At 60.5% G+C, this 12,482-nt stretch carries 12 protein-coding genes; 10 read left to right on the forward strand and 2 right to left on the reverse strand.

Translation table 11 applies throughout. The features are described 5' to 3' along the window. The first annotated feature begins 5 nt into the window (after positions 1-5). The 4 genes from DKW72_RS02590 (at position 6) to DKW72_RS02605 (ending at position 2,683) form a co-directional block, all read left to right on the forward strand. Positions 6-581, forward strand: coding sequence for a PepSY-associated TM helix domain-containing protein (locus DKW72_RS02590; protein WP_232522287.1), 576 nt, complete (start codon positions 6-8; stop codon positions 579-581). Positions 582-590: 9 nt separating this feature from the next. Beyond that, complete coding sequence (locus DKW72_RS02595; protein WP_198411191.1) at positions 591-1,109, forward strand: DUF2271 domain-containing protein; 519 nt, start codon at positions 591-593, stop codon at positions 1,107-1,109. Positions 1,110-1,280: 171 nt separating this feature from the next. After that, positions 1,281-2,108: a DUF4198 domain-containing protein gene (locus DKW72_RS02600; protein ID WP_111640735.1), complete on the forward strand. Its 828-nt coding sequence runs from the start codon at positions 1,281-1,283 to the stop codon at positions 2,106-2,108. A gap of 20 nt (positions 2,109-2,128) precedes the next feature. Then, a complete protein-coding gene (locus tag DKW72_RS02605) occupies positions 2,129-2,683 on the forward strand; it encodes a flavodoxin domain-containing protein (protein ID WP_111640736.1) in 555 nt (184 codons plus the stop codon). 423 nt (positions 2,684-3,106) lie between these two features. Here the strand turns inward: DKW72_RS02605 and DKW72_RS02610 are convergent, their stop codons facing one another. After that, the gene (locus tag DKW72_RS02610; RefSeq protein WP_111640737.1) at positions 3,107-4,039 is read right to left on the reverse strand and encodes a pirin family protein; all 933 of its coding nucleotides are present in this window, start codon (positions 4,037-4,039) and stop codon (positions 3,107-3,109) included. 370 nt (positions 4,040-4,409) lie between these two features. Here DKW72_RS02610 and DKW72_RS02615 point away from each other — a divergent pair, with 370 nt between their 5' ends. From DKW72_RS02615 to DKW72_RS02640, 6 genes are all read left to right on the forward strand, one after another. Further along, positions 4,410-5,597, forward strand: coding sequence for an efflux RND transporter periplasmic adaptor subunit (locus DKW72_RS02615; RefSeq protein WP_232522288.1), 1,188 nt, complete (start codon positions 4,410-4,412; stop codon positions 5,595-5,597). Next, complete coding sequence (locus DKW72_RS02620; RefSeq protein WP_111640738.1) at positions 5,597-7,570, forward strand: MacB family efflux pump subunit; 1,974 nt, start codon at positions 5,597-5,599, stop codon at positions 7,568-7,570. The genes DKW72_RS02615 and DKW72_RS02620 overlap by 1 nt, the downstream gene beginning before the upstream one ends. A 3-nt stretch (positions 7,571-7,573) precedes the next feature. Beyond that, complete coding sequence (locus tag DKW72_RS02625) at positions 7,574-8,980, forward strand: efflux transporter outer membrane subunit (protein ID WP_232522289.1); 1,407 nt, start codon at positions 7,574-7,576, stop codon at positions 8,978-8,980. 438 nt (positions 8,981-9,418) lie between these two features. Beyond that, entirely contained in the window at positions 9,419-10,162 is a 744-nt protein-coding gene (exbB, locus tag DKW72_RS02630) for a tonB-system energizer ExbB (protein WP_111640739.1), read from the forward strand. Next, positions 10,162-10,584, forward strand: a complete 423-nt coding sequence (gene exbD / locus DKW72_RS02635) for a TonB system transport protein ExbD (RefSeq protein WP_111640740.1) — start codon at positions 10,162-10,164, stop codon at positions 10,582-10,584. Before exbB ends, exbD begins: the two co-directional genes overlap by 1 nt. Beyond that, entirely contained in the window at positions 10,581-11,309 is a 729-nt protein-coding gene (locus DKW72_RS02640; RefSeq protein WP_111640741.1) for an energy transducer TonB, read from the forward strand. The genes exbD and DKW72_RS02640 overlap by 4 nt, the downstream gene beginning before the upstream one ends. Positions 11,310-11,314: 5 nt before the next feature. Here the strand turns inward: DKW72_RS02640 and DKW72_RS02645 are convergent, their stop codons facing one another. Then, positions 11,315-12,481 (reverse strand): glycosyltransferase family 4 protein, encoded by a 1,167-nt coding sequence (locus DKW72_RS02645; RefSeq protein WP_157960373.1) that lies wholly within the window; start codon positions 12,479-12,481, stop codon positions 11,315-11,317. Position 12,482: the final 1 nt, after the last annotated feature.

The following is a 12,482-nucleotide window of genomic DNA, read 5'->3' on the forward strand; positions in this document are numbered from 1 at the left end:
GCAGTGTGCGCCAGTGGCATTGGATCAGTTCAGCGGTGTGCCTGGTGGGAATGCTGATGTTTGCCCTGACCGGGATCACCCTCAACCACGCTGGCCGTATCGAGGCGAGCCCGCAGGTGACGACCCTCGAGGCAGAGTTGCCGTCGGAGCGCCTGCTGTCCCTTGAGGCAGTTCACGCTGAACGCGCGCCGCTGCCCGATGACTTGCGGGCGTGGTTTGCCGATGAGTGGCAGCTGCGCTTGCCAGCGCGCGCCGCCGAATGGGATGGCTACGAAGTCTATCTCAGTCTGCCTCGCCCCGGCGGGGATGCCTGGTTGAGTATCGATCGGGTGACCGGTGACGTGTTGTACGAGCGCACCGATCGCGGTTGGATAGCGCTCTTCAATGACTTGCACAAGGGGCGCAATACCGGCACAGCCTGGTCCTGGTTTATCGATATCTTTGCGGTCGCCTGCGTGATCTTCTCGATCACTGGATTAGTGCTGCTCAAACGTCACGCGGCAAATCGGCCGACAACCTGGCCTCTTGTCGGATTGGGACTCGTTATTCCCTGGATACTAATTGTGTTTTTACTGCACTGAGGATTAATCATGAACACCGTAAGAAAATTAGCGGCCGTGTGCATCCTGTTGTTCGTGACCATGGGCACGCACGCAACAGAGATGACCATTACCCTCGACATTCCGCGACTGCAAGTCGCCGAGTATCACCGTCCCTATGTGGCCGTGTGGATCGCGCGGGAAAACCATCAGGTGGTGCGCGACCTGGCCGTTTGGTACGACCTTGAGCTGCGTAACAACGAAGGGGAAAAATGGCTCAAGGATATGCGCCAATGGTGGCGCCGCAGCGGTCGCAGCCAAACCATGCCCATCGATGGCGTGACCGGCGCAACCCGCGCTCCGGGCACACATCAGTTGACCTTTGTCAGTGGCGAGCCGCCCCTGGGTGATCTCGCTGAAGGCGACTATGTGCTCTGGGTCGAGGCCGCCCGGGAAGTGGGCGGCCGCGAGCTGTTGTCCATTCCCTTCACCTGGCCCGCGTCCGGTGATTATGCCGACAGCGGCAGCGAGGAGCTGGGAAACATTCGGTTGGTTATCAACGCCGATTGAGTTCGCTGCCTCAGTATCGGATTACACCCTTCGGGCTAATCCAAGCTACGGGAAACAACGTGCCATTGTCGGCGTAGGTCGGATTAGGCGTAGCCGTAATCCGACACTGAGGCACCCAACCGAAGAATCACCACCAACAAAATATTCATCCACCAAAAACGGGTAAACGCTATGACTCTCAAAAAATCCATTCCACTTTTCCTGGTCGTCGCCTTTATGGGCGCCCTGGCCACGACGGCTCACGCCCACCGCGCCTGGATTCAACCGGGGGCAACGGTACATTCCGCGGAAGACGCCTGGGTCACTTTTGACGCGGCCATCTCCAATGACATCTTCTACACCGACTATCACGCGATGCGCGGTAACTTCCAGGTCATTGCGCCTGGCGGTGAAACGGTCGATGTCCAGAATCTGCACACCGGGCGTTTCCGCACCACTTTCGATCTCAACCTGACGGCGACGGGTACTTACAGAATCGCCAACGCCAGCAACGGCTTGCGCGCCCGCTGGGAAGAAAACGGCGAGCGCCGCGGCTATCCCGGCCGTGGCCAGGCCTACACGCCTGAAGGCTATGCCCAGGCGGTACCCGAAAATGCCGCTAATCTCGAAGTGACCCAGTTCTCTCGTCGTATAGAAACCTTTGTCACCGCCGGCGCGCCCACCAAGGAGACGCTCAAGCCCAGCGGCGAAGGAATCGAGCTGCTAGCCATCACACACCCCAACGATCTCTTTGCCGGCGAAGCCGCGCAGTTTCAAATCCTGATCGACGGTGAACCGGCCGTAGGCGCCAGCGTGACCGTGATCCCCGATGCCATGCGTTATCGCAACGCTCAGGACGCCATTGAGCTGACGACCGATGCCCAGGGCAAAGTCACCATCGACTGGCCGCGTGCGGGCATGTACTACTTCAACGCCAGCTACCGCGATGAACAGGCCAAGGCGCCCGCCACGGTCCGTACCGGCGATTACACGGCCGTGTTTGAAGTGCTGCCGCTGTAAGTCAGCATTGAGGAGCCGTCATGACCTCACCGTTATTGCAGACCCTCGGTATTTTGTTGGGCTATGCGATTTTCTGTGCACATATCTGGCGGCGTCATCGTGCCGGCGTTTCGGAGACGGAAGGTGTTGCGACGTCCGGGCGCGGGCCGGATTGTCTGGTTTGCTATGCCAGCCAGAACGGTGCTGCTGAGCGCCATGCCAGGGGAACGGCCGACACGTTGCGAGCCAATGGCCACAGCGTCAGGCTGCTGACGGCCAACGGCTTGCGCGAACGCCAGTTGCAGCGGGCGCAGCGCGTGATTTTTGTGGTCAGTACCTATGGCCAAGGCGAGCCCCCGGACAATGGCGCGGTGTTTGCCCGGCGCAGTCTGCACCGGGCGGAAGACCTGCCCGGGCTGCGCTTTGCGGTACTGGCGTTGGGGGACAAACGTTATAGCGCCTACTGCGCTTTTGGCCATGCGCTCTACGACGGTCTCAAGGCCCGAAAAGCCGTACCTGAGTTCGCGTTGGTCTGTGTAGATCGTGAAGATCCGGACGCACTGGCCGGATGGGAAGACCTTCTCACGTGCTTGTGATAGAAGTGAGTGCCACATTGTCGGATTACGCCCTGCGGGCTAATCCGACCTACTGGATGCAGCGTGCCGTTGTTTGGGGTGTCGGATTACGCCCTGCGGGCTAATCCGACCTACTGGATGCGGCGTGCCGTTGTTTGGGGTGGGTGCCACATTGTCGGATTACGCCCTGCGGGCTAATCCGACCTACTGGATGCGGCGTGCCGTTGTTTGGGGTGGGTGCCACACTGTCGGATTACGCCCTGCGGGCTAACCCGACCTACTGGGTGCAGCGTGCCGTTGTTTGGGGTGGGTGCCACATTGTCGGATTACGCCTTGCGGGCTAATCCGACCTGCTGGATGCAGCGTGCCACTGTTTGCGTAGGTCGGATTAGGCGAAGCCGTAATCCGACACCTGAGGCACCCAAACCTAAACCGTGCCTCGAATCACCACGGAATCGCGGGCGGATTCATCCGTGCCAACGCATTATCATGCACCGCACCAAACCGCCCATCATCGAGCTCCCACTGCCGCTGCGCTTCACTCACCTCATCCTTGCTGTAACCGACAAAATTCCACCAGATCACCGGGGCTTTCTCCAGCGGGGTGCCGCCAATCAACAGCGCCCGGCCTCGGTCTTTCACGGTCAGTGTCACGGACTCCCGGTTGATTCCGAGATAGGCTAACTCATCCGTTGCAAGCGCATGCCCGTCGAGTTCGAGATCCCCCTCCAGTGCCACCACGCCATATTCAAAATCTGGCCGAAGCTCAAGGATTTGTGAGCCCGCCTGCTGCCATTGGAGGTCCATCCCGACCAGCGGTGAGTAAGCCAGAGTGGGTGCCTGCCGTTCGTTGTACTCACCCATCAGCAGCGTCGCCTCAAGTTCGCCCAAGGCAAAGCGCGGCAGCTCCGGGTAATGATCAAAACGCGGCTCACAGTGGCGTTCGGCATAGGGCAGGGCGATCCACAACTGCGCGGCGTGCAGACCCAGCTCGGGATTGAGGGATTGCTCGGTGTGGGTGATACCTTTGCCTGCGGTCATCAAATTGACCTGGCCCGGGCGAATGACCTGCTCCGAGCCCAGGCTGTCCTTGTGCAGAGCTTCGCCGGTAATCATCCAGGTAAACGTCTGCAGGCTGGTGTGCGGGTGTGGACCCACCTGTAACCCCTGCTCACCGGGGGCAAAACGCACCGGCCCTGCGTGGTCGAGAAAACACCAGGCGCCGATGGTCCTGCGATGACGGGAGGGCAGCATCCGGGCTACAGGAATACCGCCCACATCGGAGCTGCGGGCGGTCAGTTTCTGGATTTCGCGGCGGCCATCGATCAGGGGGCATTCGCGGTCGGCGCTATCGGCGTTAGCTTGGGTGGTGCTCATTGTGACTCCAGACGGGGCAATTGTGGGTAAAGTATGGCACGGTAGGGGGCATCTGCACATTTTCTGCATGATCCGGGGGTTGTGTAAAGCCCTGTAAAAAGGGCTGAAAGTGACGGATGAGCTTGCAAGAATGGGGTGATAGTCTGATGTTGTCTTGGGTGCCTCAGGTGTCGGATTACGCCTGCGGCTAATCCGACCTACATGAGCGGTGGTGCAATTTTGGGTTGGGTGCCGTTTTGTCGGATTACGCCCTACACGATGGAGCGTGCCATTGTTCGAGTAGGTCGGATTAGCGAAGCGTAATCCGACAGTGAGGCACCGCACTAAACTAAACAACACCGAAAATCCAAACTACAAAAGGAATTCAATCTTGCTCACCCAGAAACGCGTCAAAAACGCCCTGTTATCGGGCCTGACCCTGCTCGCCCTTGTGGCCGCCGTCTTCTGGCTGACGCGCACCGATGACGAGGCGCAAGGCGTAAACGCCATCACCGTCGAGCGCGGCGATATCCGGGTACTGGTGACGGCCACCGGGGTGCTTCAGCCGCGTAACTTTGTGGATGTGGGCGCACAGGTTTCCGGGCAACTGGATCGCATTCATGTCGAGGTGGGCGATGGGGTGAGCCGGGGTGACCTGCTGGCAGAGATTGATGCGACTGTCTACGCCGCCCGCGTGGATGCCACCCGCGCCCAGCTGCGCAACCAGCGCGCGCAACTGCGCGATCGTGAAGCCCAGATGGAACTGGCAGAAATCCAGGTGCGCCGTCAGCGCAACCTGTTCGACGAGGACGCCACCACCCGCGAATCCCTGCAAACCGCCGAATCGAGCTTGCGCTCCGCCAGCGCGCAACGGGATGCCCTGGCAGCACAGATAGAACAAACCGAATCGACCTTGCGCGCCGAGGAAGCCAACCTCGATTACGCCCGCATCTACGCACCCATGGACGGCACCGTGGTATCCATTGACGCCCGCCAGGGCCAAACCCTCAACGCCTCCCAGCAAACACCGATTCTGATGCGTATTGCCGACCTGGACACCATGACCGTGCAGGCGCAGGTCTCGGAGGCGGATATTGGTAAACTCGACACCGGCATGCCCGTTTACTTTATGACCATGGGCAATCAGGCGCAACGCTGGCACGGTGAGTTGACCCGGATCGAGCCGACGCCGACGATCGAAAACAACGTTGTGCTCTACAACGCCCTGTTTGATGTGCCCAATCGCGGTGGCCAGCTGTTGCCGCAAATGACGGCACAAGTATTTTTCATTACGGCTCAAGCTGAAGATGCGTTGGTAGTGCCGGTGTCGGCATTGCGGTTCGAGCAACGCGGCCGACCGGCTCGTTCAGAGGAAGCGCCCACTGAACGGCCCGCTCAGGTCCAGGTGATTGGCAGCAACGGTCAACTCGAAACCCGCCAAGTGACTGTCGGTGTCACTGACCGGGTACAGGCAGAAATTCTCGACGGCTTGCGCGAGGGTGAACGGATTGCCATCACCCTGCGCGCAACCGGGCAAAGCTCAGGCGGCGACGAGCGTATTCCCCGGAGGCTGCGCTGATGACCGCTGCCCAACCGGCGAGCGACACCCGCACACCGCTGCTGGATCTGCGCGGAGTGACCAAAAGTTACCGCAACGGTGAACTGGAAACCCGGGTGTTGCACGGCATTGATCTGCAGGTCTACCCGGGGGAATTCGTCGCGATCATGGGGGCATCGGGCTCCGGCAAATCCACCCTGATGAATATCATCGGGTGTCTGGATAAGCCAACAGGTGGCGAATACTGCTTCAACGGCCAAAGCGTATCCGAACTCGACCGTGACGGTTTAGCCCAACTGCGCCGGGAAGCCTTCGGGTTCGTCTTTCAAAGCTACAATCTGTTGCCCGGCGTAACCGCGCGCGAAAACGTCGAGATGCCGGCAACCTACTCAGCCTTTAGCGCCCGTGAGCGCCGCACACGGGCGGAGTCGTTGCTCACGACCCTGGGGTTGCAGGATCGAATGAGCCACAAGCCCAACCAGTTGTCCGGGGGCCAGCAGCAGCGGGTGTCTATCGCCCGGGCGCTGATGAACGGCGGCCAGATCATTCTCGCCGACGAGCCCACGGGCGCACTCGACAGCCACAGCGGTGCCGAAGTCATGAAGCTGCTTAAGCAGCTCTCGGCAGATGGCCATACCATTGTCCTTATTACCCACGATCCGGAAGTGGCCGCCCATGCCGATCGTCTGATTGAAGTCAGCGATGGCAAGGTCGTGGGCGATTCTGGCCCCCAGACCACGCCGCCTCGTGCGGCTAAAAATCTGGCAGACGCGCAGGCGCTGCACGGCGAGCCCCCGTTTCGCAACGAAATTTTCGAAGGCACAAAAACCGCTTTTCGATCACTGAGCAGCAATATTTTCCGCACGGTTCTGACGCTGCTGGGGATTGTCATTGGCGTTGCTTCCGTGATCACCATGCTCGCCATTGGCGATGGTGCCCGCCAGGAAGTGGTGGACCGTATCAGCGCCATGGGTAGCAACCTGTTGCTGGTGCGTCCAGGCGGGCCGGGGCAGCGGGGCGGTCGTTGGAATGTGACCACGCTGGTGCCTGAAGACGTCGATGCGATCAACACCAGTGTGCCCAATTTAATTGCGGCAATTCCCGAGCTGACCGGCGGTAACACGCTCCGCTATGGCAACCTTGACCATCGCGCCGAAGTGAATGCCACCTCCTTTCAGTTTCCGCAGGCGCGTCAGTGGCCGATCGCACGCGGGACGTTCTTCAGCGAAGAGGATCAGGTCAACTACTCTTCGGTCGCGGTGCTTGGGCAAACCGTCGTCGACTCTCTGTTTGGGCGCGAGGACCCCTTGGGCGAGTACATCATGGTCGACAGTATCCTGTTTCAGGTCGTGGGTGTCATGAGTGCACGGGGCGCCTCGCCCATGGGGCAGGATCAGGACGACGTGGTGTTTGTACCCTATACCACAGGGAGTTTGCGGATTTTTGGTCAGCGTCATTTGCGCAACGTTACGGTTGCGGTCGACGACACGCGGCTGATGGATGCGACCCAGGATGCGGTACATCAGGTGTTACTGGACCGTCACGGCATTGAGGATTTTCAGATCCGCAATATGGCGTCTCTGATCGATACCATTTCTGAAACCCAGGACACGCTGACCTGGCTGCTCGGGTCGATCGCCGCGATATCCCTGTTGGTCGGTGGTATTGGCGTAATGAACATTATGCTGGTGAGTGTCACCGAGCGTACGCGCGAAATAGGTGTGCGTATGGCGACCGGTGCACGCACCCGTCATATTCTGCAACAGTTTCTGATTGAAGCCCTGGTGGTGTCATCGCTCGGGGGTGTGATCGGTGTCGCGATCGGCCTGGGCGCTGCGGCGGTGGTCGGCACGTTCGGTACGCCCATTTTCTATTCTTTGATGCCGGTGCTGTTGGCCTTTGGTTGTGCCTTTGCCGCCGGTCTGGTTTTCGGGTACTTGCCCGCCCGCAAAGCCGCGCGGCTCGATCCCGTCGCGGCGCTGGCAACGGAGTAACACATGCGCAAAATGTTTACCGCTCGTTATCTGACGTTGGCTGCGGCAATGCTTGCAATCAGCGCAGGCTGTGCGCGCATTGACCCGATTGAGCGCCCGGTAGTGGATACCCCCGCGTCCTGGCAATCGGCTGTGGCTTTAACGGACGCTGGCGAGCATCATATCGACCCTCAGTGGTGGACGGATTTTGGTTCGTCTCAGCTCAATGCGTTGATCGAGGAAGCCCAGGCGCAAAGCCCGGAACTGGATGTGGCTTATGAGCGACTGCGCCAGGCGCAGCTGCGCGCGCGCAGTGCTGGCAGCAGTCTGTTCCCCAGTCTTAACCTTGGTGCCGGCACCAGCTACCGTCGGGATCAGGATCCATTGCAGGGTGGCTGGTTCAGCAATGAAACCACGTCCGCCAATCTCGGTGTGAGTTATGAACTGGATTTGTGGGGCGGCGTGGCAGCGAGTCGACGCGCGGCCGAAGCCTCGTTTATGGCGAGCGAGTACGACTACGTCGCGGCCAACCTGAGTCTGACCGGTGCGGTTGCCAGCGCCTGGTTTGAGTGGTTGGCGCTGGCCGAACGCGTCGCGGTTGCCCGGGAAAACCTGGCGTTGAGTGAGCGGGTGTTGCAAGTGGTCGATGCGCGTTACCGCAACGGCGCTGCCAGTGCCGCAGACCTCGCGCGCCAACAGACCAATGTGTTGTCGCAACGCGCCAATTTGCCACCGCTGGAATTCCAGGCCAAGCAGACCCGGCGTGCGCTCGCGGTACTGCTTGGACGGGTGCCGCAGGACAACGACTGGCAGGCCGAGCCCCTGGCTGATTTACAGGTGCCCACGATTGATCCCATTGCCCCGGCCGAGCTGCTATTGCGCCGTCCGGATCTGGCGCGCGCCGAAGCGCAATTACAGAGTGCAGACGCCAATGTCGCCGTTGCGCGCACGGCCTTTCTGCCGAGCGTAAGCCTGAGTGCCATGGCGGGGCTAGGGGCTTCGGGGCTGTTCACGCTGAGTGACGCCAACCAGTCGCGCAATGTCAGTCTGTCGTTGAGCCAGGCGATTTTTGACGGTGGTCAGCGTCGGGCGCAGCGAGGCATCAGTGAATCCCAGCAGCGGGAGTTGGTGGCGCAATATCGCGGTGCGATTCTCGATGCCCTGCGGGAAACCGACGATGCGTTGGGCCGGGTGCAGCTGAATGAAACCCAGGAGCAAAGCCAGGCGGATATTCTCGAACAGGCCGAGCGCACGCTGCACCTGACCGAAGTGCGTTACCGCGAGGGCAGCGACGAACTGCTGACCCTCATCGATGCCCAACGCAGCGTGTTTCAGGCACGGGAGCAGCTAATCCAGGCGCGCCTGAGTCGCCTGATCGCCGCTGTTGACCTCTACAAAGCCCTCGGCGGCGGCTGGCATCCGGTAGAGTAGTTTGGGAGCCTCAGGTGTCGGATTACGGCTGCGCCTAATCCGACCTACGTAAACGATGGCACGTTGTAGTGGGTTGGTGCCCCATTGTCGGATTACGGCTGTGCCTAATCCGACCTACGTAAACGATGACACGTTGTACTGGGTTGGGTGCCTCATTGTCGGATTACGGCTGCGCCTAATCCGACCTACGTAAACGATGGCACGTTGTACTGGGTTGGGTGCCTTATTGTCGGATTACGGCTGTGCCTAATCCGACCTACGTAAACGATGGCACGGTGTATCCAGTAGGTCGGATTAGCCCGGAGGGCGTAATCCGACACCTGAGACGCCCAACCCGCGAGACCCGCCATCTTCAAAACCCGTATTGATAATTATTATCATTTAATATAAAGTCTCATTCTCTCGAAAAAGGTTCACCTTTACACGAAGGAATGCGACATGAGCACCTCCCTATTTGCGGCCTCGGCCGCCACCTCCCTTGCGGCCGGGCACGATCTGTCGCCTTGGGGCATGTTTATGATGGCCGACTGGGTCGTCAAATCCGTCATGATCGGTCTGGTTTTCGCCTCCGTGCTCACCTGGACCATCTGGCTGGTCAAAACCCTGGAGCTGGCCAGGGCCCGGCGCGACTGCCGCGAGCCCTTGGCCCGTTTACAGCGGGCCGGCTCGTTGCACGAAGCCGTCCGCCTCAATACCGGCAGTACCGGCCCCATCAAACAGCTGCTCTGGGTAACAGACCTGGAGCGCAAACAATCCCGCCAGCTACCCACTGAAGGCATCAAGGAGCGTCTGACCGGACGCTTTGCGCGCATTGAAGCCAGCGAAGCCCGGCGCGCCAAAGCACACACCGGGATTCTCGCCAGTGTCGGCTCCACCGCGCCGTTTATCGGGCTGTTCGGCACGGTTTGGGGCATTATGAACAGCTTTATTGGCATAGCAGACGCCCAGACCACCAACCTGGCCGTGGTCGCCCCGGGTATCGCCGAGGCGTTGCTGGCCACCGCCCTGGGTCTGGTTGCCGCCATTCCGGCGGTGATGATGTACAACCAGTTTGCCCGCAAAGTCAGCGACTATCGCGCAGTGATCAGCACCATGGCGGGAGAATTGTTGCGTCTGGTATCGCTGGATCTGGATCGACAATCGGTTTTTGGCGATAGCCATCAGGACGAGGAGGCCGCCTGATGGCTGCGCAACTTCCCAATCCCGATAGCGATGACATGGCGGAGAGCCACGACATCAACGTCACGCCCTTTATTGATGTGGTCCTCGTGCTATTGATTATCTTTATGGTGGCGGCGCCTCTGTCTACGGTCGATGTTGCCGTCGACCTGCCATCGACACAGGCTCAGCCCCAGGAGCGTCCGGACGAACCGCTTTACCTGACCCTGACCGAAACCCTGGATTTGCGTCTGGGCAATGAACAGGTCGAACGCGGCCAGCTGACCGACACCCTCAACACCGCCAGTGGCGGCGACAAGGGGCAGCGTATCTATCTGCGCGCCGATCGCAGCGTGGACTACGGTGAGCTCATGGATCTGATGAACCTGCTGCGCAGCGCCGGTTACCTGAAAATTGCGTTGGTGGGACAGGAGACCAGCGGATGAGTCATCGGCGTCGATGGAGCAGCAGTTTTGCCCTGGTCGCCGCTGTGCATTTGGCGTTGGGCGTCGGATTGCTCAAGGCGGGGAGTGGGCCCGAACCGAGGGTGGGCGAGGGCGCGCCCATGGTGGTGGAACTGGCGGCGTTTGTCGGTGCGCCGCCATCGGGGGGACCCGTCAGCGAGCCAATTCCTGAGCCGGCGACCGAGCCTGAACCCGAACCGGTTCCCGCTATTGCCGAGGTTGAACCCGAGCCAGAGCCAGAACCCCAGCCCGAGCCAGCGGTCGCGGAACCCGAACCTGTACCTGAGCGAACCCCGGACCCGAAACAACCGCCAACAGTCGCCGACAACCCGGGGGTAGAACAGGACAGCAGCGCACCGGTACAGGAGAATTTACAGGCACCGATTCAGGGCTTGGAACAGGCTGTGCGTGTGGCCAGTGCGCGCACTAGCTGGCAGGGGCGCGTCAATGCCCATCTCGAACGTCACAAGCGTTACCCGCACGCCGCCCGTTCGCGGCGCGAGCAGGGAGAGGCGCGGGTGCGTTTCAGTATGGACAGGCGAGGGCGGGTGATTGAGGCCGATCTGGATCAAAGCTCCGGCTACTTTCTGTTGGATCGGGAGGTGCAGGCCGTCGTGCGTCGCGCCCAGCCCCTCCCGGAACCGCCCGACGATGTACCGGGCGAGGTATTGGAAATGGTGTGGCGGGTGCAGTTCGAGATTCGGTGAGGTGTTTACCCCAACAACTCCTCGTAATGCGCCTGCCAATAGCCACTGAAAGCGGTCTCGGCATAGGTCGATTTGGTGTGCGCGCGAATTTTTTCGGCCGGAAAAGCGGTCGGATCCGCTTTGATCTCCAACACCGCCTCGGCGATGGCCGCCGGGTCCCTGGGCGCGACAACGCGCCCCAACCACGGCTCGCTGATCAGCGTTTCCGGGCCACCACTGACGGTGGTGACCACCGGCTTACCCGCCGCCATGGCCTCCAGCGCGGGCATCCCGAAGGTCTCGTGATCACTGGGCAGAATGCAGCAGTCGGTCATATAGGCCAGGGCGTGAATTTGGGCGCGATCGAGCGATCCGGTCATCAAAACCCGGTCCTGCAAACCGAGTTCTTCGAGCAACCGGCGAGCACTTTTCAGCGTCGGCCCGGCAATGACCGCACAAACATCCTCAGGCAGTTTTGCGATCGCGCGCAAGAAAATGTCCGCCCGTTTGATGTCACGCCAGTTGGTCCAGCCAGCGCACAAGTACCGGCCGCGCCGAAAGGTTTCGATCTCCGGCAGGGCTGTGGTCGGTGGTTCAAAAAATCCATCGAGAATCGGATTGGGCAGCACCCGACCCTGGGGCAGCGGCAACGACATGCACCGGCGAATGTTCTCCAGCAGCGGCTGTGAAACGGTAAACAACCGATCGCTGGCCGCCTGCGCGCGACGCACGCGGCGCTTGGTGGTAAACCCCAGTTGCGGGCGCTGGTAATGGGTTAAATGCTCCCAGATGGTGAAGGGCACACCCAGTGATTGCGAGAGCATAAAGGCGGGCACCCCGGTGTACTTGGTGCTCATCAGCCCGGTGATCACATCGGGTAGTCCATCGCGCGCGAAATAGGTCGTTACTGCGTGCATCAAACGCTGAAACATCCGGTTCGGTTTGATGTACAGCGGATCGCGTACAAGTGTCAACAAGCTCGGGCGGGGTGCGGGCTCATCGCCATCGGGCACCAGAGTGGCGCCCATGGCGGCGAGAAAGTCCGCGGTATCCTGACGCCAGGGCGCCCGTGATTGCACCACAAACGTCTCGTAACCCAGTGCTACATGAGCCTTGATCGCGGCCAGGTAGATATCGCGCAGACGCTCGGTCGCAGCGACGGGCAGGGTGTCAACGACCAGAAGAACTTTCAAT

The sequence above is a fragment of the Marinimicrobium alkaliphilum genome (genome assembly GCF_003259155.1).
Lineage (GTDB): Bacteria > Pseudomonadota > Gammaproteobacteria > Pseudomonadales > Cellvibrionaceae > Marinimicrobium_A > Marinimicrobium_A alkaliphilum.